Here is a 24,110-nt window from a genome sequence, read left to right on the forward strand (position 1 = left end):
CCCTCTAGATGCTGATCTTGGCCTGGGAGTCTTTGTTCTGCGTGTAGAGCTCAAAGAGCACGCGCGACACAAAGATGGCCGTGAACATGGAGGTGATGATACCGAGCGTCAGGGTCACGGCGAAGCCGCGCACCGGGCCGGTGCCGAATTGGTAGAGAATCATGGCGGCGATGACCGTGGTCACGTTGGCGTCCATGATGGTCAGCGTGGCGCGACCGTAGCCTTCCTGCACGGCGGCCTTGGGCGTCAGCCCTCGCCGCAGTTCCTCGCGGATGCGCTCGAAGATGATGACGTTGGCGTCCACCGCCATGCCCATCGTGAGGATGATGCCCGCAATGCCCGGCAACGTCAGCGTGGCGCCGAAGGCGCCCAGACCGGCCAGGATCAGGATGATGTTCAGCACCAGCACGATGTTGGCGAAGAGTCCGGCGACCCCGTAGTAGATGACCATGAAGACGACCACGAGGGTCAGGCCGATGATGGCGGCGTTGATGCCCTTGTCGATGGACTCCTGTCCCAGGGAGGGGCCGATGGTGGACTCGGCGGCCTTTTCAACCGGGGCGGGCAGCGCGTCCTTGAGCACCGTGACGAGGTCTTTGGCCTTCTGCACGGTGAAGTTGCCGGTGATGCTCGCCCTGCCGCCGCCGATGCGCTCGTTGATCACGGGCGCGGAATACACCCGGCCGTCCAGGATGATGGCCAGCCGCTTGTTCACGTTGGCAGCGGTGACCTGCTCGAAGATGGTCGCGCCGCGGCTGTCGAGTTCGAGCATGACGTAGGGGCGGTTGTTGCGGTCGAACTGCGGCGCGGCGTCGGCGATGTATTCGCCGGTGAGCACCGGGTTCTTGCGCAGCACGATGGGCGCGCCCGGATCGTCCTGCACGAAGGCGACTTCGTACTCGAGCGGGTTCTGGCGGGCCTGCTCCACGCTGACGCCGGAGGCTTCGATCTTGAATTCGAGCTGGCCCATCTGGGTGATGACCTTGATGGCCTGCTCGGCATCTTCCATGCCCGGCAGCTGAATCTGGATGCGGTTGCCTTCCTGCTCGCGGATGTCCGGCTCGACCACGCCGCGTCGGTCGATGCGGTTTCGGACGATTTCCACGGTCTGGCGCATGGTTTCCGTCTTGAATCGTTCGATGTAATCGGGCGAAACAGTCAGGACGTAGCGCAGTCCGCCATTGGGCAGGGACTCGACGGAAGGCGTCATGATGGAGAAATTGTCGGAAATCACGTTGTCCAGGGTATCCTGGTGCGCAGTGTCATGAAGGTTTACTTCAATGGTGCCGTCGTCGAGAACCTTGGGGTTCAGGAAGCCGACGCCGCGTTCCTCGGCGTAGTCCTTGAGTTCCTGTGCCAGCCTGCGGAGCTTGGTGTCCACGGCCTTGTCCATGTTGACTTCCAGGGTCAGGAAAATGCCGCCCTTGAGGTCAAGGCCGAGGTTGATGGCGTCGTGGGGCAGGATCTTTTCCAGGGCTGTACCTTTGACTCCCGGCAGAGAGGGCAGCGCGAGGTAAAAGCCCAGGAGTACGACCGCCACGGTCAGGATGATTTTCCAGCGCAGAATCGTATTCATTTAGAGTATCCTTGGCGAGGTTTCGCACATACGTACAGACGCACGAAAGGCAAGTGCGGCCGGAGGACGGTAAGCCCGACGCAGCCGCATGCTTGCCCTTCGTCAAACGAGGTGGCGAACGCCTATTTGGCGTTGTCGACCTTCACGGAAGCGTCGGCGGGGCCGGCGATGTATCCTCTGTTGATCTTGACGCGGACGTTCTCGGCGATTTCGACAGTCAGGATGTCCTGGTCGATTTCAGTGATGCGTCCATAGAAGCCGCCTCCGGTCATGACCTTGTCCCCGACCTTCATGGCCGCAAGCATTTCCTTGTGCTGCTTGGCCTTTTTCTGCTGCGGACGGATGAGCAGAAAATAGAAAATGGCGAACATGAGAACGAGCATGGGCAGGGGACCGGCAAGCAGTCCGGCGAGGCCCTCGGGGGCTCCCTGTCCGCCCTGCGGGGCGGCGCCCATGGCGTGAGCGATGGAAGTGAACATGGATTCCTCCTGAAATCGATTCGTCTTAGGTCGGCACGTACATGTTGCCGTACGGACGGTGGGAGAAAGGCCGGACCTTGGTGAAGGACTCGGAGAGGATCTCTTCCGCGTCCAGTCCGAGTTCATCGGCGTAATCCCTGACGATTTCCTCAAGAACCTTCATGTCGGCGGTATCAACCGGCCGGGAGCGCAGTCCGGGTCCGAGCTGGTGCTCGGGAACTTCGCCCCGAATGTAGATCACGCCGCCGTGCATTCCGGTCCCAAGGCTTCGTCCCGTAATCGGCGCATCTGGCTTATCAGAAAACATTCCGAGAAGCAAAATAATTCCACCGGCCATATATTCGCCGAGGAAATCGCCCGCCTTGCCGCCGATGACGATGGTCGGCTGCTTGTCCAGGTAGGATTTCATGTGGATGCCGACGCGGTAGCCCACGTCCGTGCGGATGTAGATCTTGCCGCCGCGCATGGCGTAGCCCACCACGTCGCCGCCCATGCCGTCCACGACGATCTTGCCGTCGTCCATGGTGTTGCCGACGCCGTCCTGCACGTTGCCGTTGACTCGGATGATCGAGCCGCGCGTGAAGGCCGCAAGATCCTGGCCGGGCACGCCGTTGATCACGAATTTGTATTCGCCCTCAAGCCCGGTGGCGATGTAGCGCTGGCCGTTGACGTTGTTCAGGATGAACTCGGTCTTGCCTTCGCGGACCAGAGCGCGGATCTGCTCGTTGAACTGCTTGTAGTAGATATCGGTCGCGTCCAGGACCGCCTGGTTGTTCTTGGTCATGCGTTATGCCTCCAGATCGACGATGACGGGCTCGCCCGCCTTGGGCATCCAGACCCGGTCGAGTTCCGGGCAGACCTTGCGCACTGCGGATTCCTCGCTGGACATGAAGACCTTGTTGTCCTTCTCGGCAACCAGCAGCGGACGCAGCTTGATGCGGTCGTTGAGCCCCCAGAGACCCTGGCTGTTGCCCACCAGGATGGCGAAGGGGCCGTTGAGCATCCCCGGACCATAGGTCATGCGCAGCGCGGTGTAGACCTGCTTTTCCCGTTCGGGCATGCGCTCGATCTCGTCCCAGAACGGCGGGGCGAAGACCTTGCTGCACATCTCGCGGGAGAGGCCGTGCTTGCGCACGAGCAGGTCGAGCTCGTAGGCCACGACCTCGGTGTCCGTCATCATGGTGCAGAGATAGTCGTTTTCGCAAAGCCAGCGGCGGTTGATGCCGTAGGAGCTGATCTCGCCGTTGTGCACGATGGACCAGTCCAGCAGCGTGAACGGGTGCGCCCCGCCCCACCAGCCGGGGGTGTTGGTGGGAAAGCGGTTGTGCGCCGTCCAGATGTAGGCCTCGTATTCGTCCACGCGGAAGAACTCCGCAATGTCTTCGGGAAAGCCCACGCCCTTGAACGCACCCATGTTTTTCCCGCTGGAAAAGACGAACGCACCGGGAACCGTGGTGTTGATCTTCATGACCAGGGCGACCACGAAGTCCTGCTCTGCAAGGCCCTTGCAATCCTTGGGGCAAACGGCCTTGGGCGTGGCGAAGAAGCGCCAGACCACGGGCGGGTTCTTGATTACCGGGGTTTTCCGGGTGGGAATGGGTTCGTCGTGCTCCACGTCGAAATACTCGAAGATGATCTTCCGCGCGGACGCGAGCGAAGGCTCGTCGTCGCACATCAGATGCAACGCGTACTTGTCGGCGTGGTCCGGATAGATGCCGTAGGCGGCAAAACCGCCTCCCAGGCCGTTGCCCCGGTCGTGCATGCAGGCCATGCCGTCGATGGGCACCTGGCCGGGAATCAACTCACGCTTGGTGTCGATGACTCCGAAGATGCCGCAGCCGGAGATGTCTTTCTGAAAATCATAATATCTTTCAGGCGCTTTCATCCCTTCTCCTCATACGCCGCCGCACGGCTAGTCCTTGTCCTGCCAGTTGGGATTCCAGGTCTCGTCGAAGAACCGATCCGGCCACATCAAGACATCCGGCTGCCCCGAAGCCAGCTTCTGGCGCATCTCCGGGGTCAGGCTCATTTTGAACTTGATGAAGGCCGTGTACAGACCGGCCTGATCGATGTCGCCCACGAGCACATAGCCCACCAGCCGATTCTTGTGGAAGACGAGCTTTCTGTAGGTCTGCTTGCGTTCGTCCAGCGAGGCTTCGATGTCGTAGCCCTGCTCGCCTTCGGGCGGGTTGACCGTGCCCACGGATATGGTCGGCAGTCCGTAGAAGCTGATGGAGTTCATGGCCAGGCCGCCGATGTAGGGCGTTTCCTTGGAGGCCATGTTCTTTCCGGCGCAGTAGCCCTGGTTGTAGGCGTTGGTCCAGATCGGCACCACGCGGTTCTCGCCGTGGAGCAGATCCCTTGCCTGGGCCACGTCGCCGGCGGCGAACACGTTTTCGTCGCTGGTGCGCATCAGGTCGTCCACCACGATGCCCCGGTCAACCTTGAGCCCTGCGGCGTTGGCCAGGTCCGTGTTCGGCACGACGCCGATGGCGATGACCACGATCTCCGTGGGGATGTAGGTTCCGTCCGTGCATTTCACGCCCAGAATCTTTCCGGAGGCGTCGCGTTCGATCTCTTTGGCGGAAACGCCGCAATGCACAGACAGACCGACTTCATCCAGCCGCCGCGCGGCCAGACGGGCCGCATTGGCGTCGAAGGCCAGCGAGAGGATGCGCGGCGAAAGCTCCAGAATCGCCACTTCAACGCCCCGGTCGAACAGGGATTCCGCAGCCTTGAGGCCGATGAGCCCGCCGCCGATGACCACGGCCTTCTTCACGTCCTTGGCCAGGGTGATCATGGTCTGGGCGTGGTCGAGGTTGGTGAAGTTGTAGACGCCCTCGCCGTCCCCGCCGGGAATGGGCGGGGTGAAGGGCTTGCCGCCCGTGGCGATGAGCAGCCGGTCGTAGGCGATGTCCTCGCCCTTGTCGGTCTTCACGACCTTGTGCGCGCGGTCGATGCCCGTGACCGTGGTGCCGAGACGCAGCTCGACATTGCTCTTGCGGTAGAATTCCTCGGGACGCAGCGCGAGCTGATCGGGGCTGATCTTTCCGGCCAGCAGATAGGAGATCAGCGGCCGTCCGTACGGAGCCGCCACTTCACTGCCGACGGCAATGATCTCGCTGGTCTTGTCGTGCTTGCGGATGCCCTCGATGGCACCGATGGTGGCCACTCCGTTGCCGATGAGTACGTATTTCATGTCGCCCTCTTGGGTCTCTGTCGCGGTCGAATTGGCGACCTAGTCGTCGCGGTCCTCGAATTTCAGCGCCTTGTTCGGGCAGGCCTCGACACAGGCGGGGCCGCCTTCGCGGCCGTGGCACAGATCGCACTTGACGATCTTGTTCATCTTGGGGTGACGGCGGATGGCGCCGTACGGGCAAGCCATGAGGCAGGACCAGCAGCCCACGCACTTCTCGCGGTCGTAGACGGTCTCGCCCGTTTCGGGATCCTTGTGCAGCGCGCCCGAAATGCAGGCGGCGACGCAGGAAGGGTCGTCGCAATGGCGGCAGCTGATGGCCACGCATTCCGAGCCTTTCTGGAAGATCTTCTTGCACGGGGAGAGTCCGTCCTCGTCCCGCTCCTCGGTATAGGCGATGATCAGGTCGCCGGACTTGGAGTGGGCCGTCATGCAGGCCAGCTCGCAAATATGGCAACCGATGCAGTATTCTCTGTTCGGATACACTCGTTTCATGTTCGGCCTCCCCTACCTTCCGGCGTACTTGACGCCGAGGATGTCCAGTTCGGTGTCGTTCAGGCCCACTCCCCGCAGCTTGTCGCGGTTGCCGCGCAGGCTCTCGATGGAGTTGAGGCCCATGCCGCCGAGCATTTCCTGGATTTCGTGGCTCCAGGCCTTGACCAGGTTGACCATCTTGGTGGAAGCCACGTCCGGGTTCTGGCGCTTGGAGAGCCGCGGGTCGTTGGTGGCGATGCCCCAGGGGCATTTGCCCGTGTAGCAGCGCCCGCAAAGCGTGCAGCCCACGGAGAGCAGCGTGGCCGTGCCGATGTACACGGCGTCCGCGCCGAGCGCGATGGCCTTGACCACGTCCGCGGAGCAGCGGATGCCTCCCGCGGCGACCACGGAAGCCTTGTGGCGAATGCCTTCGTCGCGCAGCCGCTGGTCCACCGCGGCCAGGGCCAGCTCGATGGGAATGCCCACGTTGTCGCGGATCATGGCCGGGGCCGCGCCCGTGCCGCCGCGCATTCCGTCCACGGTGACGATGTCCGCTCCGGCGCGCACAACGCCCGAAGCGATGGCGGCCACGTTGTGCACGGCGGCGATCTTGACCGAAACCGGCACGCGGTACTCGCTGGCTTCCTTGAGCGCGAAGATCAGCTGGAGCAGGTCTTCGATGGAGTAGATGTCATGGTGCGGCGCCGGGCTGATGGCGTCGGACCCGATGGGGATCATGCGGGTTTCGGAAACCTTGTCGTTGATCTTCTCGCCGGGGAGGTGGCCGCCGATGCCGGGCTTGGCTCCCTGGCCGACCTTGATCTCGATGCCGCAGCCCGCGTTCAGGTAGTCGCGGTGCACGCCGAAACGGCCCGAGGCGACCTGCACGATGGTGTTGGCTCCGTACTTGAACAACGAGCGGTGCAATCCGCCCTCGCCCGTGTTGTAGACGGTGCCGAGTTCCGTGGCGGCGCGCGCCATGGCCCGGTGCAGGTTGAAGTTGATGGCGCCGAAGCTCATGGCCGCGAACATGATCGGCGTTGCCAGCTCGATCTGCGGGGTAAGCTCGGTTTTCAGGCTCGGCTTGCCGTCTTTGTCCACATTCAGCTCGATGCGGTCGGGCTTGGCGCCGAGGAAGGTCTTCAGCTCCATGGGTTCGCGCAGCGGGTCGATGGACGGGTTCGTGACCTGGCTGGCGTCGAGCAGCATGCGGTCCCAATAGATGGGAATGTCCACGGGGCTGCCCATGCCCGCCAGCAGCACGCCGCCGGTGTCCGCCTGTTTGTAGATGTTCTGGATGAAGACCGGACGCCAGTTGGCGTTGGGTCGAAATTCAGAGGGGGTCCGACGAATCGTCAGGGCCGCCGTGGGACAGAGCGCCTCACAGCGGTGGCAGCCGATGCACTTGGTATTGTCGTGCATGACTTTTTGCCGGTTTTCGTCCCAGTAGTGCGCCTCGTAGGAGCACTGTCGAACACAGACCTGGCAGTTGATGCACCGGTCCTTGTCGCGTTCGATCTGAAATTCGTAGTAGTTTTTGTTGATAGGCTGAAACAGCACTGTGGACACCTCTCACGCGATGTTGGGTGGTTGCTCTGGGTGACGAATCCCCCATCATATCTTGGATAAGGAGGGTCAAAAAAGCACAAAGGACAGCGACGTGTCAATAGGCAATTTTTTAACAAAAAAGTGAAAGCAAGAGTGGTCGGTCTGAATTTGGATGGATAAAATGCGAAATATGAAAAAGGGCCCCTTGCGAGGCCCTTTCGCGTAATTTGCTACTCGGTTTGAGCCCAATGAATCAATCCGAGACTGTGCGGATCGGGCAGATACGGGTGGCTCGGCATGATTCTGACGGTAAATCCAAAGCGGCCAGGGTCATGCGGCTGAATTTCACAGCGATAAAGCCTCCAGCCGTCCCCGAGATCCTTGTCTTCGCGCATCGACGTGGTCGATCTGCGGGAAAAGACCCCGTCCTTGTCGAGCAATCCGTGGTAGACTTCGACCTGAACGTTGTTCGGACCCACCCCGTTGAGGTGCACTTCGGCCCAGACCTTGATGGGTTCCTGCACGAAGATGCGTTCCTTGGCGTCGCTGCGAACGTTGCGGATGGCGAGTCCGCCCCACTGCGTCATCAGGTCCATGCGCCAGGAGGCCAATTCCTTGGCTGGTTGGAAATCGTTCTGTGCCAGGGCCGTGCCGTTTCGATACGCCGGGATATAGGCCTTTTCCGTATAGTCCTCGACCATGCGGTGGGCGTTGAAGATCGGGCCGAGATCGCCGATGCCCCGCTTCATCTTGTGAACCCAGCTGCGAGGGAGGTTGCCGTGTCCGATGTCGTAGAAATCCGGCACGACGTCGCTTTCCAGCACGGTGTACAAGGTCTGGCTTTCCACGAAATCCTGGTAGGCATTGTCCTCGTACTCTTCGCCCATGCCGATGGCGAAGCCCACGGAATTGTCCGAGCGATAGGCTTCGTCCCACCATCCGTCGAGCGTGGAAAGCTGGAGCACGCCGTTGGCCATGGCCTTCATGCCGCTGGTGCCGCAGGCTTCCAGGGGCCGGCGGGGCGTGTTCAGCCAGACGTCGCAGCCCTGGACCATGCGCATGGCGATCTTCATGTCGTAGTCTTCGAGAAAGACCATGGAATACCGCGTTTCCTCGCGGCGGCAGAGTTCGATGAGCTTCTGGATCAGGCGCTTGCCGTCGTTGTCCGCGGGGTGGGCCTTGCCCGCGAAGATGAACTGCACGGGCCGCTCCCGGTTGGTCACGAGCCGGATCAGGCGCTCTTCGTCCATGAGCAGCATGTTCGCGCGCTTGTAAGTGGCGAATCGTCTGGCAAAGCCGATGGTCAGGGCGCGCGGGTCCAGCACCTCCTCGGCGGTTTGAAGCTCCTTGGCGCGGGCGCCCTTGTCCATGAGCTGTCGCCGCAGGCGCTTGCGCACGAAGTCCACGAGCCTTTCGCGCAGTCTTTCGTGCGTGCGCCAGAGTTCGGCGTCGGGAATGCTGTCCGCGTTTTTCCAGACCCGCGTGCAGTCCGGATCCTCGCGCCAGTTGGAGCCGAGATAGCGGTCGTAGACCAGGGCGAGGTCCGGGGCGACCCAAGTGGGCATGTGCACGCCGTTGGTGATGGCGCCGATGGGCACGTCCTCCACGGGGAACTGGGGCCAGACCCGCTTCCACATGTTTCGGGAAACCTTGCCGTGCAGGACGCTCACGCCGTTGTTGAATCGTGAGAGCCGCAGCGCGAGCACGGTCATGCAGAACGGTTCCTGGTCGTTGCGGGGATCTTCCCTGCCCAGGGCCAGAAAGACCTTGAAGGAGAGTCCGATGTCGCGTGCGTAGCTTTCGAAATAGCGGGCCATGAGATCCGCGGGAAAACGGTCGTTTCCTGCCGGAACCGGAGTATGCGTGGTGAAGACGCTGGTGGAGGCCGCCATTTCCAATGCAGCCTCGAAACTGAGGCCCTTCTCCCGCATGAAGGTGCGGATGCGCTCCAGGGCGGCAAAGGCGGAGTGCCCTTCGTTCATGTGAATGACCGTGGGACGCAGCCCGAGCTTGTCGAGCAGACGGACGCCGCCCACTCCAAGAAGCATTTCCTGGCGAAGACGCATTTCCAGGTCGCCGCCGTAGAGCCGCGAGGTCACCTGCCGCAGCTCCGGCGAATTTTCCGGAATGTTCGCGTCGAGCAGATACAGACGGATCCGGCCCACGGCGCAGAGCCAGACGCGCGCCGTGAGGCGCTGTCCCGCGAGGTCGACCTCCACGGTCAGGGGCTGGTTCTCGGCATCCTTGACGGGCTTGAGGGGCAGCTCCTCGAAATCGTAGTCCGGGTAGCGCTCCTGCTGCCAGCCGTCCGGCGTCATGTATTGCCGGAAGTAGCCTTCGCGGTAGCAAAGCCCCACGCCGGTCAGCGGCAGGTTCAGGTCGGAAGCTGATTTGAGATGGTCGCCGGCCAGAATGCCCAAGCCGCCGGAATAGATCGGCAGACAGGACGCAATGCCGTATTCAAGGCTGAAATAAGCCACGGCGGGTTTGTTTTCGGGCTGGTCCGGAAAGGTCGTGCTCGACCCTTCCTTGGAAAGATATTGCCGCAGAGTGCCCAGGGCTTCTTCCAGCCGCTGGAGGAAGAACTCGTCCTGGGCGAGTTCCATGAGGGTCTGCTGCGGCACGCGGTTCAGGAAGACCACCGGGTTTTCCCGGCAACTCGCCCAGAGGCCGTGATCTATGGTGGAAAAGATGTTCGCTATCTCGCTGTTCCAGGCAAACCAGCAATTATAGGCCAGCTCCCAGAGACCGGAAAGGCCGTCGGGCAACCGCGGAACAGCACTGAAAGTTTTCAGGGGACGCATGGGGACTCCTAGCGTGATGAGATTTCTCTGTTCATCTTCTAACGGGACATGGGGCAAAGCGCAATACGCGTATTGGGACAAATCGGCGTTTGACACCCGTGCCCTTTCGGTTCATTTACAACCCTTGCGACATAAGGAGATCAGATGACGAACGATTTCGGCAGCCCCCTCGACGTGAAGGTCCATTTCACTCATCCCGTCTGGGAAGAACACAAGCTCGCCTATGGAACCGCCTTTTCCGCGGGCCTGGATTTGCGCGCCTGTTTCGACGCCGAGGAAATGGGCATCGAACCCGGCGGGCGTCTGGCCCTGGGCACGGGAGTGCGCATCGAGATCGGCGAACCCGGTTGGGCCGGATTCGTCTTCTCGCGCAGCGGCCTCGGCGCAAAAAAAGGTCTGACCGTCAGCCAGGGCGTGGGCGTGATCGATCCCGACTACCGCGGAGAGATCATCGTCTCCCTGTTGAATACCTCGGGCGAACGACGAGTGGTGGCGCGCGGGCAGCGGATCGCGCAGCTGGTCTTCCTGCCCGTGCGCCAGGCGCGCATTCTCCCGGTGAACGATCTTTCGGACACGGACCGGGGCGCAGGCGGATTCGGACATACGGGCACTATTTGAAGCCAATCTCATATTCGGAGCAAGATCATGGGTTCAACATATAATAATTGGGTCGAACGCGAAAAGAAAAGCATCATGAGCACCTACGGCCGGTATCCGCTGGCCGTGGCCCGCGCCGCGGGCAACCGTCTCTACGATCCCGAAGGGCGTGAATACGTGGACCTGCTCGCGGGCATCGCCGTGAACGGCCTCGGCCACTGCCATCCGGCCTTGAACAAGGCCATGATCGAGCAGGCCGAGACCCTGGGGCATGTTTCCAACCTCTTCTATCAGGAGCCGCAGATTCTCCTGGCCGAGAAGCTTCTCGCAACCTGCGACGCGGACAAGGTCTTTTTCTGCAACTCCGGAGCCGAAGCCAACGAAGGCGCCATCAAGCTGGCCCGGCGCTACATGCGCAAGGTGCGCGGGGTGGACGCCCACGAGATCGTGACCCTGGAAGGCTCCTTTCATGGTCGGACCCTGGCCACCCTGACGGCCACGGGACAAAGCGGCAAGATCAAGGACGGCTTCGGCCCGCTGCCCTCCGGCTTCCGCACCGTGCCTTTCGGCGACGTCTGCGCCCTGCGGGGCGCCGTCACGGACGCCACCGCCGCGGTCATGGTCGAAATGGTTCAGGGCGAAGGCGGCGTTCGTCCGCTTCCTGAGGAATTCGTGGACGCCCTGCTCGCCCTGCGCGAGGAAAAGGGCTTCCTGCTCATCGTGGACGAAGTCCAGACAGGGCTCTGCCGCACCGGCAGCTTCTGGGCGCACCAGCGCTTCAACGTGCGCCCCGACATCTTCACCACGGCCAAGGCGCTGGCCAACGGCCTGCCCATGGGCGCGGTCCTGGCCACGGACGAAGCGGCCAAGGGCTTCGAACCCGGCAGCCACGCGACCACGTTCGGCGGCGGCCCCGTCGTTGCGGCGGTGGCGTCCAAGGTTCTTGATCTGATGCTTGAAGAACGGCTGGCCGAACGCGCGGAACTGCTGGGGGCGTTTGCGCACGAAGCCCTGCGCGGGGTGGTCGCGGAGCATCCGGACAAGATCCTCAGTCTGCGCGGCATGGGCCTGATGATCGGCGTTGAGCTGGCTTTCCCGGGACAGGACGTCTGGCGCGCCCTGCTGGACAAGGGGTTCGTGCTCAACCTGACCCAGGGCAGCGTGCTCCGGCTCCTGCCGCCGCTGACCATCGAAGAGGCGGACCTGACCGCCTTTGCCGCGGCTCTCGCCGAAGTGCTGCGCGACGTGGAGCGCTGAAGAAACCATTTTGCGGACCGGCCCTGTTCGCCGACATGCGTCCGGGCCGGTCCGCGCATTGACCAGAACCGCCCGACTTGGCTATGGTGGAGAAAATTCCGCAAGGAGTCGCATGTCGAGCATATCCGCCCCGAACCCGGAAGACGCCCGTCCAAGACACGAGATGCGTCTTGACGGCTCCGACGCCGTTTTCGGCCCGCAGCATCTCGCCGATGCGGAGAAGCACCTCCGCGTCCAGGATGTGGTCAAGGCCGAGGAAACCACCGTGTTCAACGCCGCCTACACCGGCAAGGGCTCCATCATCAACGACATGGCCTGATTTCCGGGCCGGTCGCCCAACCATACGAAAGAGCATGCTGTACCAAGTGCAATTCACCGTGCCCGCCGAGGCGGGAAAGGATACCGCCGAGGATCTGGCGGCTTTCATGGCAGATCGGACCGCTTCCGGCTGGGAAGAAGAGGAAACTCCTCAGGGCCTGCGCTGTCGGGTCTTTTTCGAACTTCCTTCCTCCGCCGACAAGGTCGCCGAGGACGCGCGCACCCGCTGGCCGGGCAGCGAACCTGAGGTGGCCGAGCAGGAGGCCGAAAATTGGGCACTGGCCTGGAAGGACTTCTTCGTTCCCGTTTCCTGCGGCGAACGCTTCGAAGTGCTGCCGCCCTGGCTCAAGGACTCCGGCTCCCCGGAGATGACGCCCATCGTCATCGAACCCAAGATGGCCTTCGGCACCGGGCACCACGCGACCACGTCCCTTTGCCTCTCGTCCATCTCGGACCTCTTCGGCAAAGGAGAGTTCAAGGACAAGCGTTTTCTGGACCTGGGCACGGGCTCCGGGATCCTGTCCATCGGGCTGGCCATGCTCGGCCTCACGGGCAGGGGACTCGACATCGACCCTGAAGCCGTGACCTGCGCCGTGGAAAACGCCGAAGCCAACAAAGTCGCGGACAAGGTTGCCTACGCCGTGGGCAGCCTGGACCTGCTGGCTGGCGACGAGCGTTTCGACGTGGTCGTGGCCAACATTCTCTCCGGACCGCTCATCGACATGGCCCCCCGCCTCAGGGCCGCGGTGGCCCCCGGCGGCAGGCTGATCCTGTCCGGCATTCTCGGCGAGCAGGCTCCTGCTGTGATTGCGGCCTACCGCGCCCAGGGCCTGGACGAGCCTGTTGTCCGGGCCGACGGCGAATGGGTGGCCCTGGTCTGGACGGAGGTCTGAGCCGTTGGGCGGGGCCGCGATGCTGGAGCGATTCTATCGGACCATGCTGGACCAGCTCGGTCCGAGCGGCTGGTGGCCCGGACAAACCCCGTTCGAAATCGCGGTCGGCGCCATCCTGACCCAGAATACCAATTGGTCCAACGTGACCAAGGCCGTCGGCAACCTTGCCGAGGTAGGCGCGCTGGAGCCAGCCTCCCTTCGCGTTCTGCCTCTGGAGCGGCTTGAAGAACTTATCCGGCCGTCCGGGTATTACCGCATGAAGGCTCGCAAGCTTCATGCGTTTCTCGATTTTCTGGAGGAGGAATGCGGAGGCGCGGCGGACGCCGCGCTTTCCGGCCTGCAAGGGCTGGACTGGCGGGAGCTGCGACCGCGTCTGCTCGGAGTCAAGGGAATCGGCCCGGAAACGGCCGACTCGATTCTCTGCTATGCCCTGGGGCAGCCCGTCTTCGTGGTGGACGCCTATACCGCCAGGATTTGTTCTCGGCACGGCCTGATTCCCGAAGAAGTGGTCTATGACGAACTACAGGCCCTGTTCATGGACAAGCTTGAACCGGACGCGGCGCTTTGCAACGAATTCCACGCCCTGCTCGTCCGTGTCGGGCACGGCTGGTGCGCAAAGCAAAAGCAGCGTTGCCGCGGCTGTCCCTTGGAATCCTTTCTGGAATGAACATGCGCGCGCTTTCTCTTCTGCTTCTATTGCTGGCGGTTTCGTCCGCAGCCCTCCCCGCCGCGCAGGCGCAGGATATGCGCAAGGCGCTTGAGCAGACCAAGGAGGAGGCGGCCCAGCGCCAGGACACGCTCAAGGAGCTGGAAGAGCGGGAACAGGCCATGCATCGCGATCTGCGGCGGGTCGAGGCGCAAATCGACGAGCTCCAGCGATCCGTGCGCAAGCAGGAAGCCGAGTTGGACGCCCTGCGCGGCCGGGAGGTGGAGCTTCGCGCGGAGTATTTCCGGCTTGAAGCCCGGCGCGACGCCATCGGCAAGGAACTCGTCCGTCTCGTGCAAGGCATCTGGCCCATTCACATGCGCAATATGCGCAACCGTTTTTCCGGATTGACCTCCTGGGAGGACGCGGACCGACGTTTCCAGTGGCTGGCCGCCGTGTACAGGCAGGTCTTGGGCGTGATGAAGGAAGCGGCCGCCGCTGCCCTGGAGCGCGCGGACAACCTGCGCAGGCAGCAGGCGCTCAGCCAGGAAGCGTCAAAACGGCTCGAGGCGGTCAACAAGGACAAGGACGAGCTGCTCCGGCAGCGGCTGAAGCTGCGCTCCGGGCTGCGCAGCGTCCAGGGCGAAAAGGAAAGCCTGGAAGCCGAGCTGCGTTCCATCCTGGCGACCATCAAGGAACTGAACTACCAGCTCAAGAGCCAGAAAACAAAACGTTTTTCCGAGAGCAAAGGCTTCCTGCCCTGGCCCGCCAAGGGCGAACTGGCCAAAAAATTCGCCCCCTCCGCCGACCCGCCCTTCCGAGGCATCGGCATGCGTACCGAGTCGGGTGCCCAGGTCCGCTCCGCATTCTGGGGAAAGGTGGTCCACAACGACATCCTGCGCGGGTTCGGGCGCGTGGTGATCATCTACCACGGCAACGATTATTACAGTCTCTATGCATATCTCGGCGAAAGCCCGGTCACGGTCGGTCAGGAAGTGGAAAAAGACGAACCCATCGGGTCCGCCGGGTTCTACCCCGACGTGCAAGGGCCCGGTCTCTATTTTGAATTGCGTTTTGGTCAGAAACCAATTAACCCCATTGTGTGGCTTTTCCCGAAATAATCTAGTCCGGATACGCGTCCGGTCGCTCCCATATCCTTCCCGGAGGCAGATATGCGAATTGCGCTTTGGCTGTTTACCTTTACACTGATGTTCGCCCTGACGCTCTCCACAGGCCCGGTTTCCAATGCGGCCGAAGAGAGCCACCTGGATGCGCTCAAACGGTTCAGCCAGGTGCTGGACATCGTGGAAAGCTCCTATGTCGAGGACATCTCCCGGACGCAGCTCATCGAAGACTCCATCAAGGGCATGCTGGAACAGCTCGACCCCCATTCCGCCTACCTCACCGCGCAGGACTTCCAGGACATGCAGGAAAGCACCAGCGGCAAGTTCAGCGGAATCGGCATCGAGATCAGCATGGACAACGGCCGCCTCGTGGTCGTCTCCCCCATCGAGGACACCCCCGCGTACAAGGCGGGCCTCCAGGCCGGAGACTTCATCCTCGAGATCGACGGCGAGAGCACGGAAGGCATGTCCCTGACCGACGCCGTGGACCACATCCGCGGCGAGAAAGGCACCTCCGTGACCCTGACAATCCTGCATCGCGATTCCAACCGTCCCGATGAAGTGGAAATCACCCGCGGGACGATTCCCATCATCAGCGTCAAGACCGAGGAATTGGACGAAGGCTATCTCTACGTCAGGCTGACTCGCTTCAATGAGGACACCACGCGCGATCTGCATGACAAGATCAACGAGTACCGCAGCAAGCACGAGCTCAAGGGCGTGGTGCTCGACCTGCGCAACAACCCCGGCGGCTTGCTCGATCAGGCCGTCCAGGTGTCCGACACCTTCCTTTCCGACGGCCTGCTGGTCTACATCCAGGGCAAGGGCGGCATGGGCCGTCGGGACTTCCTGGCCCGCAAGCAGGATACCGACGTGAACGCTCCCCTGGTGGTGCTCGTCAACGCGGGTTCCGCCTCGGCCTCGGAAATTGTGGCCGGAGCGCTTCAGGACCACAAACGCGGCCTGCTCCTGGGCGAACGTTCCTTCGGCAAGGGCTCGGTGCAGCAGATCATTCCCCTGCCGGACGGCGCGGGCATCAAGCTGACCACCGCCCTTTACTACACGCCCAGCGGCCGCTCCATCCAGGCCGAGGGCATCGTTCCCGACCTGGAGATTCCTTTCGCCCCCTCCAAGATGGACGCGGAAGCCGACGCCCTGCGCGGCATGACCCTGCGCGAGAAGGATCTCTCCGGTCACCTGGAGAACGCCAACGGCGACGCTCCCCGCCGCGCAAAGAAGGAAACGGAAAGCAAGGCCGCGGAAATGCTGGCCAAGGACAACCAGCTCCGGCTGGCCCTGGAGATGGTCCGCAAGCTTCCCCGGATCACTCAGATTCACTAGCAGGATTTCCTGCCGGGGTTCCTCTTGAGGAAATCCGGCGGAAAACCCTACGATACCGGCATGGCAGAATCCCGCCGCCCCGATCAAGAACAACAGCCCCTCAATCCGGACGGCTCCGAACAGGAGCCGTCCGGTCCGGGGCGTTCCGTCCCCGCCGCCCTTCTCGATTCATTGCTTCGGCCCGTCCCGTTGGTCACTCTCGGGCTGGCCGTGGTCTTTTGCGCCTTGCTCCTGCTCTTCCTCCGTTCCGGCGCGGAGCAGGATCCGCAGGGCGTTCAGACGCCGCAGGCGATTGCGGATCCATCCGTGATCCGTTCACGGGCTTTGCCCGAAGGCAGCGAAGTCTATCCCGCCGGCAGTCTGGAAGCGGGCGTCCGGGTCGTGGACCAGGCCCTGGTCGACGCCATGCACGCTCTGGCCATGGATCCTTCCGGCATTGCCTTCCTGGATGTCCACCGGGAGGAGCACGACGGGGAATCCTATACGTTTCAGACTCTTCATCTGCCTGAAAACATTTCCTTCACCCAGCTTCTCGCCGCGTTGAAGAGCGCCCTGCCCGAAGAACGCTACGCCATAACCCCCGGCGAGCGCGGGGAGATTCTCGTCAGCGTCGACGGCGTGCCCACGCATCGATTCGTGGGCGTTCCCCTGCCCTATCTGCCCTCCACCAAAGGCCCCAAGGTCGTGGTGGTCATCGACGACATGGGCGAGAACATGACGGTGGCGCGCTCCCTGGCCGCCCTGCCGGTCCCCGTGGTCTTCGCCGTCTGGCCCAACGCGTCCCAGGCCGCCGCCGTGCGGGAGCTGGCCGTGCGGAAAGGACTCGACCTGCTCGTTCATCTGCCCATGGAGCCGATCGGCTACCCCAAGGACAATCCCGGCAAACAGGCGCTTTTCGCGTCCATGAGCGACGAGGCTCTGGACAAGACCATCGCGGCGAACCTGGCCAAAGTTCCGGAAGCCGTGGGCGTGAACAACCACATGGGCTCGCGGTTCACCAGCGACGCGCACGGCATGGATCGGTTGATGCGCCTGCTCAAAAAGCGCCATCTCTTCTTCCTGGACAGCCGCACCACGGCCAAGAGCGTCGGCCGCGCCCGCGCGCGCGCAGCAGGCTTGCCCTTCTACGGGCGCGACGTTTTTCTGGACAACTCCCTGGCCGTGCCCGACATCGTGCTTCAGCTCAAGAAGGCCGAACGGCTGGCCCTGCGCAACGGAGTGGCCATCGCCATCGGGCATCCCCACCCCCAGACCGTGCAGGCCCTGAGCGAATGGCTCCGAGGTCTCGACCCCGCGGTTTCCGTGGTTCCGTTGACTTCCCTCGCGCCGCAATAGCTTCGGAAATCGTCGTTTTTTTGACCTCCTTTTCTCTTCCCGTCCGTCTGCGGCGTTGCCAGTCCAAAGCGGACTGGTGTAGGGTCGCGACATGCGGCCGGGAAGCGGTCGATATTTCCTTCGGTCCGGATTTTGCTTTCACTTTTTGGTGAAACGGACCGCCGCCGTCAGCGCGACGGCGGCACGACAGTGAGAACATTCGCCCAGCTTTTCGAGGACCACGGGTATGAGCAAGATTCTTGAACAGGATGAAGTCGATGCGTTGTTGCGCGGACTTTCGGGCGGCGATGTCGAAACGGAGACGGACCTGCCGGAGGACGACTCCGGCGTCGTAGCCTTCGACCTCGCCAACCAGGACCGCATCATTCGCGGCCGCATGCCGGTTCTGGAAATCGTCAACGACCGCTTTGCGCGGCTGGCCACCAACGCCCTGGCCAACACCATGCGCAAGCGCGTGGACATCAACCCGATTTCCATCGACATGTCCAAGTTCGGCGATTTCATGCGCTCCCTGCCCGTGCCGACCTCCATCTCCATCTTCAAGATGGACCCGCTGCGCGGAAACGCCATCCTCGTGGTGGATTCGCGGCTGGTCTTCGCCCTGGTGGAGAGCTTCTTCGGCGGCGCAGGCAGCCAGCCCAAGGTCGAAGGACGCGATTTCACGCCCATCGAGCAGGCCATCGTGGACCGTGTGGTCAAGATCGCCCTTTCGAACATGGAAGATTCCTGGAAGCCCGTGCACGAGGTACATGTGGAGATGGTGCGCACCGAGGTCAACCCCCAGTTCGCGGCCATCGTGCCCCCTTCGGACGTGGTCATCGTCGTCACCTTCGAGGTGGAGCTGGAAAACGCCATCGGCTCGCTGATCGTCTGCCTCCCCTACGCCACCATGGAGCCGATCCGCTCCAAGTTGCACGCCTCCTTCCAGTCCGAGCGGCTGGAAGTGGACCACGTCTGGATCAACCGCTTCAAGGAACGGCTCATGGAAACTCCGGTGGAAATGGTCGTCCGCCTCGGACACACCACCCTCACGGGGCGACAGCTCATGGATCTGCACAAGGGCGACATCCTGCTGCTGGACACGGACGAGGACAACCTTCTTGAAGCCGAGGTCGAAGGCGTGCGCAAGTTCTTCGGTCTGCCCGGAAGAGTGAAGGGCAACAAGGCGTTCCAGGTCATGAAGGAAGAGGAAATCCGTTTCTGATCCCTTTCGGCATCTCCTTGCCGTACGAACGGGCCGATTGAATATCGGCCCGTTTTGCATTATATGTCCCCCCTCTACTTTGCATCAGGCAACATGGTTTCTAACCGAGGGGGAACCCCAATGAAACGATTCATTTCGCCGCTTCTGGCGCTGCTGTTCAGCCTGGCCCTGCTCGCCGGGTGCGGGTCCGACAAAACCGCGGAACAGGCGGAGTCCGGGACCAAGACTCCGGAGCAGGTCCAGGAACAGGCCCCGGCGGCTTCCGAGACTGCGGAGAAAAAGCCGTTCGCCATTTCCATAACCCAGATCGTGGAGCATCCCTCCCTCGACGCCATGCGCCAGGGATTCAAGGATCGCTTTGCTGAAAAAGGCGTGCCCGCCGTCTTCACCGACCACATCGCCCAGGGAGACATGGCCACCAACGCCCAGATCGGCAAGCAGATCAAGGGCGAGGAGCCGGACCTGATCCTGGCCATCACCACTCCCTCGGCCCAGGCCGTTGTCCAGGCCATCGACGACCGTCCCATCGTGTTCACGGGCGTGACCGATCCGGTCAGCGCCAAGATCGTCGCAAGCCTGGAACATCCCGGCGCCAACGTCACGGGCATGACCGACATGAGCCCCCTGGACAAGCACGTGGAGCTGATCCGGACCTTCCTGCCGGAAATCAAGAAGCTCGGCGTGATCTACAACGCAGGCGAAACCAACTCCGTGGTCCTCGTGAACCTGCTCAAGGCCCAGTGCGCGCCTTTCGGCATCGAAGTGGTCGAGGCCACCATCGACAACTCCAGCGGCGTCTACCAGGCGGCCAAGAGCCTCGTGGGCCGCTGCGAGGCCATCTACGTGCCCGTGGACAATACCGTTGTCTCGGCCCTGGAATCGGCCATCAAGGTCTGCGAGGAGAGCAAGCTGCCCCTCTTCACGGGCGACACCGACTCCGTGGCGCGCGGCAGCATCGCTGCCCTGGCCGTGGACTATTACAAGATGGGCGTGCAGACGGCCGACATGGCCATCCGCATTCTTGTGGACGGCGCGAATCCCGCGGACACTCCGGTGGAATACATCCGCGACCTTTCCCTGCACGTGAACAAGAAGGCCGCCGCGGCCATGGGCGTGACGATCCCGGAGTCCGTGCTCGAAAAGGCTTCCAAGGTCATCGAATAGCATCCATTGCGATTCAACCGGATTCGATGTATGGGCGCGGTGACTGCCGCGCCCATTTTCGTTCCGCGCGGGTCCAGGCCCAGGAAAACGACATGACGCTATACGCCTTTTCCGGAGCGCTCGAGCAAGGCTTCGTATACGGGATCATGGTTCTCGGAGTCTATCTGACCTTCCGTGTGCTCGACTTCCCGGATCTGACCGTGGACGGCAGCCTGCCTCTGGGCGCGGCCATTTCCGCCGTGGCCATCTCTTCGGGCCACGCCCCCTGGGCCGCCTGCCTCATGGCCGCCGGAGCCGGCTTTCTCGCCGGAATGGTCACGGGCTTTTTGAACACCAAGCTCAAGATCCTGCATCTGTTGGCCTCGATCCTGACCATGATCGCTCTTTACTCCATCAATATAAGAATCATGGGCAGACCGAACATGGCCCTGCTCGGCGAGCGGACCGCCGTGGAGCAGTTCTCGGACCTCACCGGACTGACCGCCAGCGTTTCCTCGCCGATCCTCTTCGGCATCATCGGCGTGGTCGCGGTGCTGGCCCTGATCTGGTTTTTGCGCACGGAGATCGGCATGGCCGTCCTGGCCACGGGCGACAACCCCCGCATGATCACGGCCCAGGGCGTGAATACGCACAATGTGATCATCTTCGGCGTGGGGCTGTCCAACGCCATGGTGGCTTTTTCCGGAGCGCTCGTGGCCCAGAGCCAAGGCGCGGCGGACGTGAACATGGGCGTGGGCACCATCGTGGCCGGTCTGGCCTCGGTGATCATCGGCGAAACCGTGTTCGGGGACCGGACCATAGGCCGGGCGCTCTTCGCGGCCCTGCTCGGCTCCGTGCTCTACCGGGTGGCCATCGCCCTGGCCCTTTCCCTGGACCTGGGCGTTTTTTCCGTCACGCCGAGCGACCTCAAGCTCATTACCGCGCTGCTGGTCGTCCTTGCGCTGACAGCGCCAAGGCTCAAGGCCAAGGTTCTGGCCAGGGGAGCGAAAAGCGCATGATCCGGGTCCATAAGCTGACGAGATATTTCAACCGGGGCGAGATCAACGAGGTTCTGGCTCTGCGCGGCGTGGACCTGGACGTCCGCGAAGGCGATTTCATCACGGTCATTGGTTCCAACGGCGCGGGCAAGTCCACCTTTCTCAACGCGCTCGCCGGAGTGTTTCCCATTGACGAGGGCAGCATCGAAATCGCCGGACAGGATGTGACCTCCTGGCCGGAACACAAGCGGGCGGCCTTCATCGGGCGCGTGTTTCAGGATCCGCTCCTCGGCACCTGCCCCCACGCCACCATCGAGCAGAATCTCTCCCTGGCCGCCAAGCGCGGCAAGCGGCGCGGACTCGGACGCGGCGTACGCCGCTCCGACCGCGAGCTTTTCCGTGAACGGCTGGTCACGCTGGGACTGGGGCTGGAAGACCGCCTCGAGGACGCCACAGGACTGCTTTCCGGCGGGCAGCGACAGGCCCTGACCATGCTCATGGCCACCCTGGTGCGGCCCAAGGTCTTGCTGCTGGACGAACACACCGCGGCGCTCGACCCGAAAACCGCGGCCCAGATCATGAACCTGACCGACGAACTGGTGCGCAAGGGCAATCTGACGACCATGATGGTCACGCACAACATGGCCCAGGCCATCGCGCACGGCAATCGGCTGATCATGTTTCACCAGGGACGCATCATCCTGGACATTGCGGGCGAGGAAAAGAATCGTCTCAAGGTCCAGGATCTCCTGGAACGCTTTCAGGAGCTTGGCGGCGACGGCTGCGTAACGGACCGCGCCCTGCTCGGCTGACATATTTGAGGGGAATTGAAACACTGCAACTTCGAGGAGGATTATTCATGACCGAACTGACCTTTTCCATCATCAAGCCCGACGCCGTGGCCGCCGGCAACATCGGCAACATCCTGCAGATGATCAGCGACAGCGGCCTGAAGATCAAGGCCACCAAGATGATCCACATGACCAAGGCCCAGGCCGAAGGTTTTTACGCCGTGCACAGCGAGCGTCCCTTCTTCGGAGAGCTGGTCGAGTTCATGACTTCCGGTCCCTGCGTCGTCAGCGTTCTGGAAGGCGAGGACGCCATCAAGCGCTACCGCGATCTGATGGGTCCGACTAACTCCACCCAGGCGCCCAAGGGCACCATCCGCGGCGAATACGGCACCGACATCCAGAACAACGCCTGCCACGGTTCGGACGGCCCGGATACGGCCAAGACCGAAGTGGCTTACTTCTTCAACCGTTTGGAAATGGTGGGATAAATGACAGCGAGCATCGGTTTTATCGGTCTGGGGAACATGGGCGCCGCCATCGTGCGGGGCCTGAAGGGAGTCGAGCTGCACGGCACGGACCTGAACGCCGCCAACGTCGAGACTCTGGCCAGGGAGTGCGGGCTGAAGGCCGCCAAGAATGCCGGAGAACTCGCCGCCTGTTGCGACTACCTTGTCCTGGCCGTGAAGCCGCAACATGCTCGCAGCGTCTGCAAGGAACTGGCTCCCCTGCTGAAAAAGGAGCAGTGCCTGATCTCCATCTGCGCCGGGCTGACCTCCGAGAAGCTCAAGGGCTGGCTCGACAAGGCTTGCCCCGTGGTCCGGGTCATGCCGAACACCCCTGCCCTGGTCAATGAAGGCGTTTTCGCCGTCTGCCTGGACGACAAGGAACTGAGCGCCGCCCAGAAGAGCTTCGTTCAGGAAATCTTCCAGGGACTCGGACAGGTGCACGCCCTGCCGGAAAAGGACTTCGATGCGTTCACGGCGGTCATCGGCTCCGGCCCCGCCTATGTCTTCTACTTCATGGAAGCCTGCATCGAGTCTGCCGTGTCGCTCGGCCTTGCCCGGCCCATGGCCACCAAGATGGTCGAGGGCCTGTTCACGGGATCGTCCAAGCTCGCGGCCCAGTCCGACCAGCATGTGTCGGTGCTGCGCGAGATGGTCACCTCCCCTGCGGGAACCACGATCCAGGCGCTTATCCACATGGACAGAACCGCCATGCGCGCGTCCATCATCGACGCCATCCGCGAATCCTACGAGCGCAGCATCGAGCTCGGACAGTAACGGAAATCGCGTTTTCAGAATATGCAAAGCCCCCGACGCCGCGTGCGACGGGGGCTTTCTCGTTGACGGACGATCCGATGCGGCTTTCGGCTACAACAGCGCCAGGGAAAGCCACTGCCCCAGCAAGGCAACCAGGAGCGCCGACCAGAACAGCAGCCGTTCGAGCGCTCCGAGCATGGACGAGGTCCAGACAGAGGCTTCCGGACCGACCGCGGGCTTGTGTTTGATGATCCCGAAATAGATTGCCGAGCCTCCCATGCCGCCGCCGCAGAGCCAGGCGCAGACGGCCATGGGCCAGCCGGCGTTGGGGCTATCCATTTTCCTGGCGTCCGCGGGCGCCCTGCGCCAGGCCTCGCGCCAGTCGAGTCCCATGATCCAGCCGCAGAAAAGCAGCGCGCCAAAGCTGAGACGGGCTGGAATCCAGGCCAGCAGATCGTCGGTGCGGGCCGCGAACCAGCCGAGGTTTTCATACTCGGCGGTGCGGTAGCCCCACATGGAATCCAGCGTGGAGACGGTCTTGTACAGCCAGAGACCAAAAGGCCCGGTCAGGCAGAGCCAGAAGAACGGGGCGACGAAACCGTCGTTGAAGTTCTCGCTCAGGGTTTCGGCCAGGGTCCGGCGGCAGTCGTGCTCGTCAAGCGCGGAGGTGTCCCGGCTCACGAGCATGGACAGTGCAGTGCGGGCCTTTTCAAGCTCTCCCGCGTCGAGGAGCGCGGACACGCGGCGGCCCTCCTTGAAGAGACACCCCAAGGCAAGCCCGGCATAGGCGAAATAGAACATCGCCAGCCAGCCGATCAGCGGCAAAATGGTGACGAAGCCGTAGCCGAACGCGGTGACGGCGAGCAGGGCCAGGGACGCCCCCGTGCCGTACGCGCGGCTGGGACAACCGCCGCAGAACAGCCTTCCCGCATCTTCCAGCCGTCTGGCCAGCCAGCCGATCCAGCGCACGGGATGGGGCCAGCCCTGCGGGTCGCCCAGGACGAGATCAAGCCCGAAGGCGATCAACGGAAGAAAATCCATGAGTTCCATCGACGCCTCCGTACTTCAAGTTTTGATGAATGGCAAAAAAAAGGGGAGGAAGGCCTTTGGCGGCCCTCCTCCCCCGA

Annotated in this window: 23 protein-coding genes; 14 read left to right on the forward strand and 9 right to left on the reverse strand. The window is 62.6% G+C overall.

Annotated elements, in window-relative coordinates; all coding sequences use genetic code 11:
* Window positions 1–4 precede the first annotated feature (4 nt).
* From secD to glgP, 8 genes are all read right to left on the reverse strand, one after another.
* Window positions 5–1,576 carry a protein translocase subunit SecD gene (gene secD / locus G452_RS0114105; protein WP_022662905.1) on the reverse strand — a complete coding sequence of 524 codons (1,572 nt, stop codon included), beginning with the start codon at window positions 1,574–1,576 and terminating at the stop codon, window positions 5–7.
* Window positions 1,577–1,698: 122 nt separating this feature from the next.
* Window positions 1,699–2,055 carry a preprotein translocase subunit YajC gene (gene yajC, locus G452_RS0114110; RefSeq protein ID WP_022662906.1) on the reverse strand — a complete coding sequence of 119 codons (357 nt, stop codon included), beginning with the start codon at window positions 2,053–2,055 and terminating at the stop codon, window positions 1,699–1,701.
* A 25-nt stretch (window positions 2,056–2,080) separates the two neighbouring features.
* Complete coding sequence (locus G452_RS0114115; protein WP_022662907.1) at window positions 2,081–2,839, reverse strand: GltB/FmdC/FwdC-like GXGXG domain-containing protein; 759 nt, start codon at window positions 2,837–2,839, stop codon at window positions 2,081–2,083.
* A 3-nt stretch (window positions 2,840–2,842) separates the two neighbouring features.
* Window positions 2,843–3,940: a class II glutamine amidotransferase gene (locus G452_RS0114120; RefSeq protein ID WP_022662908.1), complete on the reverse strand. Its 1,098-nt coding sequence runs from the start codon at window positions 3,938–3,940 to the stop codon at window positions 2,843–2,845.
* Between the two features lie 27 nt (window positions 3,941–3,967).
* Window positions 3,968–5,254, reverse strand: a complete 1,287-nt coding sequence (locus tag G452_RS0114125) for an NAD(P)/FAD-dependent oxidoreductase (RefSeq protein WP_022662909.1) — start codon at window positions 5,252–5,254, stop codon at window positions 3,968–3,970.
* Window positions 5,255–5,293: 39 nt separating this feature from the next.
* Window positions 5,294–5,746, reverse strand: a complete 453-nt coding sequence (locus tag G452_RS0114130) for a 4Fe-4S dicluster domain-containing protein (RefSeq protein WP_022662910.1) — start codon at window positions 5,744–5,746, stop codon at window positions 5,294–5,296.
* A 12-nt stretch (window positions 5,747–5,758) separates the two neighbouring features.
* Window positions 5,759–7,285: a glutamate synthase-related protein gene (locus tag G452_RS0114135; RefSeq protein ID WP_022662911.1), complete on the reverse strand. Its 1,527-nt coding sequence runs from the start codon at window positions 7,283–7,285 to the stop codon at window positions 5,759–5,761.
* A gap of 218 nt (window positions 7,286–7,503) precedes the next feature.
* Window positions 7,504–10,077, reverse strand: coding sequence for an alpha-glucan family phosphorylase (glgP, locus tag G452_RS0114140; protein ID WP_022662912.1), 2,574 nt, complete (start codon window positions 10,075–10,077; stop codon window positions 7,504–7,506).
* 144 nt (window positions 10,078–10,221) lie between these two features.
* Here glgP and dut point away from each other — a divergent pair, with 144 nt between their 5' ends.
* From dut to proC, 14 genes are all read left to right on the forward strand, one after another.
* The gene (dut, locus tag G452_RS0114145) at window positions 10,222–10,695 is read left to right on the forward strand and encodes a dUTP diphosphatase (protein ID WP_022662913.1); all 474 of its coding nucleotides are present in this window, start codon (window positions 10,222–10,224) and stop codon (window positions 10,693–10,695) included.
* Between the two features lie 27 nt (window positions 10,696–10,722).
* Window positions 10,723–11,931 carry an aspartate aminotransferase family protein gene (locus tag G452_RS0114150; protein WP_022662914.1) on the forward strand — a complete coding sequence of 403 codons (1,209 nt, stop codon included), beginning with the start codon at window positions 10,723–10,725 and terminating at the stop codon, window positions 11,929–11,931.
* A 112-nt stretch (window positions 11,932–12,043) separates the two neighbouring features.
* Window positions 12,044–12,250, forward strand: a complete 207-nt coding sequence (locus tag G452_RS21555; RefSeq protein ID WP_022662915.1) for a hypothetical protein — start codon at window positions 12,044–12,046, stop codon at window positions 12,248–12,250.
* A gap of 34 nt (window positions 12,251–12,284) precedes the next feature.
* Window positions 12,285–13,142, forward strand: coding sequence for a 50S ribosomal protein L11 methyltransferase (locus G452_RS0114155; RefSeq protein ID WP_081650623.1), 858 nt, complete (start codon window positions 12,285–12,287; stop codon window positions 13,140–13,142).
* Between the two features lie 19 nt (window positions 13,143–13,161).
* The gene (locus G452_RS0114160; RefSeq protein WP_022662917.1) at window positions 13,162–13,809 is read left to right on the forward strand and encodes an endonuclease III domain-containing protein; all 648 of its coding nucleotides are present in this window, start codon (window positions 13,162–13,164) and stop codon (window positions 13,807–13,809) included.
* A gap of 77 nt (window positions 13,810–13,886) precedes the next feature.
* Window positions 13,887–14,909: a murein hydrolase activator EnvC family protein gene (locus G452_RS0114165; protein WP_235619623.1), complete on the forward strand. Its 1,023-nt coding sequence runs from the start codon at window positions 13,887–13,889 to the stop codon at window positions 14,907–14,909.
* A gap of 51 nt (window positions 14,910–14,960) precedes the next feature.
* Window positions 14,961–16,253, forward strand: a complete 1,293-nt coding sequence (locus G452_RS0114170) for a S41 family peptidase (protein ID WP_022662919.1) — start codon at window positions 14,961–14,963, stop codon at window positions 16,251–16,253.
* A 60-nt stretch (window positions 16,254–16,313) separates the two neighbouring features.
* A complete protein-coding gene (locus G452_RS20760) occupies window positions 16,314–17,588 on the forward strand; it encodes a divergent polysaccharide deacetylase family protein (protein WP_022662920.1) in 1,275 nt (424 codons plus the stop codon).
* A gap of 226 nt (window positions 17,589–17,814) precedes the next feature.
* A complete protein-coding gene (gene fliM, locus G452_RS0114180) occupies window positions 17,815–18,792 on the forward strand; it encodes a flagellar motor switch protein FliM (protein ID WP_022662921.1) in 978 nt (325 codons plus the stop codon).
* A gap of 120 nt (window positions 18,793–18,912) precedes the next feature.
* Window positions 18,913–19,956, forward strand: coding sequence for an ABC transporter substrate-binding protein (locus tag G452_RS0114185; protein WP_022662922.1), 1,044 nt, complete (start codon window positions 18,913–18,915; stop codon window positions 19,954–19,956).
* Between the two features lie 92 nt (window positions 19,957–20,048).
* A complete protein-coding gene (locus tag G452_RS0114190) occupies window positions 20,049–20,954 on the forward strand; it encodes an ABC transporter permease (RefSeq protein WP_022662923.1) in 906 nt (301 codons plus the stop codon).
* Window positions 20,951–21,745: an ABC transporter ATP-binding protein gene (locus tag G452_RS0114195; RefSeq protein ID WP_022662924.1), complete on the forward strand. Its 795-nt coding sequence runs from the start codon at window positions 20,951–20,953 to the stop codon at window positions 21,743–21,745. Before G452_RS0114190 ends, G452_RS0114195 begins: the two co-directional genes overlap by 4 nt.
* A 47-nt stretch (window positions 21,746–21,792) precedes the next feature.
* Window positions 21,793–22,212 (forward strand): nucleoside-diphosphate kinase, encoded by a 420-nt coding sequence (ndk, locus tag G452_RS0114200; RefSeq protein ID WP_022662925.1) that lies wholly within the window; start codon window positions 21,793–21,795, stop codon window positions 22,210–22,212.
* Window positions 22,213–23,004, forward strand: coding sequence for a pyrroline-5-carboxylate reductase (gene proC, locus G452_RS0114205; RefSeq protein ID WP_022662926.1), 792 nt, complete (start codon window positions 22,213–22,215; stop codon window positions 23,002–23,004).
* A 90-nt stretch (window positions 23,005–23,094) separates the two neighbouring features.
* Here proC and cbiB read toward each other — a convergent pair whose 3' ends face one another.
* Window positions 23,095–24,033: an adenosylcobinamide-phosphate synthase CbiB gene (gene cbiB, locus G452_RS19670; RefSeq protein ID WP_022662927.1), complete on the reverse strand. Its 939-nt coding sequence runs from the start codon at window positions 24,031–24,033 to the stop codon at window positions 23,095–23,097.
* Window positions 24,034–24,110 lie beyond the last annotated feature (77 nt).

Source organism: Paucidesulfovibrio longus DSM 6739 (assembly GCF_000420485.1).
GTDB classification, from domain to species: Bacteria; Desulfobacterota; Desulfovibrionia; order Desulfovibrionales; family Desulfovibrionaceae; genus Paucidesulfovibrio; species Paucidesulfovibrio longus.

Excerpts from the sequence above, each read along its gene's own strand:
- secD (WP_022662905.1), bottom strand. The coding sequence starts at position 1,576 with ATGAATACGATTCTGCGCTGGAAAATCATCCTGACCGTGGCGGTCGTA.
- yajC (WP_022662906.1), bottom strand. The coding sequence starts at position 2,055 with ATGTTCACTTCCATCGCTCACGCCATGGGCGCCGCCCCGCAGGGCGGA.
- G452_RS0114115 (WP_022662907.1), bottom strand. The coding sequence starts at position 2,839 with ATGACCAAGAACAACCAGGCGGTCCTGGACGCGACCGATATCTACTAC.
- G452_RS0114120 (WP_022662908.1), bottom strand. The coding sequence starts at position 3,940 with ATGAAAGCGCCTGAAAGATATTATGATTTTCAGAAAGACATCTCCGGC.
- G452_RS0114125 (WP_022662909.1), bottom strand. The coding sequence starts at position 5,254 with ATGAAATACGTACTCATCGGCAACGGAGTGGCCACCATCGGTGCCATC.
- G452_RS0114130 (WP_022662910.1), bottom strand. The coding sequence starts at position 5,746 with ATGAAACGAGTGTATCCGAACAGAGAATACTGCATCGGTTGCCATATT.
- glgP (WP_022662912.1), bottom strand. The coding sequence starts at position 10,077 with ATGCGTCCCCTGAAAACTTTCAGTGCTGTTCCGCGGTTGCCCGACGGC.
- dut (WP_022662913.1), top strand. The coding sequence starts at position 10,222 with ATGACGAACGATTTCGGCAGCCCCCTCGACGTGAAGGTCCATTTCACT.
- G452_RS0114150 (WP_022662914.1), top strand. The coding sequence starts at position 10,723 with ATGGGTTCAACATATAATAATTGGGTCGAACGCGAAAAGAAAAGCATC.
- G452_RS21555 (WP_022662915.1), top strand. The coding sequence starts at position 12,044 with ATGTCGAGCATATCCGCCCCGAACCCGGAAGACGCCCGTCCAAGACAC.
- G452_RS0114155 (WP_081650623.1), top strand. The coding sequence starts at position 12,285 with ATGCTGTACCAAGTGCAATTCACCGTGCCCGCCGAGGCGGGAAAGGAT.
- G452_RS0114160 (WP_022662917.1), top strand. The coding sequence starts at position 13,162 with ATGCTGGAGCGATTCTATCGGACCATGCTGGACCAGCTCGGTCCGAGC.
- G452_RS0114165 (WP_235619623.1), top strand. The coding sequence starts at position 13,887 with ATGCGCAAGGCGCTTGAGCAGACCAAGGAGGAGGCGGCCCAGCGCCAG.
- G452_RS0114170 (WP_022662919.1), top strand. The coding sequence starts at position 14,961 with ATGCGAATTGCGCTTTGGCTGTTTACCTTTACACTGATGTTCGCCCTG.
- G452_RS20760 (WP_022662920.1), top strand. The coding sequence starts at position 16,314 with ATGGCAGAATCCCGCCGCCCCGATCAAGAACAACAGCCCCTCAATCCG.
- fliM (WP_022662921.1), top strand. The coding sequence starts at position 17,815 with ATGAGCAAGATTCTTGAACAGGATGAAGTCGATGCGTTGTTGCGCGGA.
- G452_RS0114185 (WP_022662922.1), top strand. The coding sequence starts at position 18,913 with ATGAAACGATTCATTTCGCCGCTTCTGGCGCTGCTGTTCAGCCTGGCC.
- G452_RS0114190 (WP_022662923.1), top strand. The coding sequence starts at position 20,049 with ATGACGCTATACGCCTTTTCCGGAGCGCTCGAGCAAGGCTTCGTATAC.
- G452_RS0114195 (WP_022662924.1), top strand. The coding sequence starts at position 20,951 with ATGATCCGGGTCCATAAGCTGACGAGATATTTCAACCGGGGCGAGATC.
- ndk (WP_022662925.1), top strand. The coding sequence starts at position 21,793 with ATGACCGAACTGACCTTTTCCATCATCAAGCCCGACGCCGTGGCCGCC.
- proC (WP_022662926.1), top strand. The coding sequence starts at position 22,213 with ATGACAGCGAGCATCGGTTTTATCGGTCTGGGGAACATGGGCGCCGCC.
- cbiB (WP_022662927.1), bottom strand. The coding sequence starts at position 24,033 with ATGGAACTCATGGATTTTCTTCCGTTGATCGCCTTCGGGCTTGATCTC.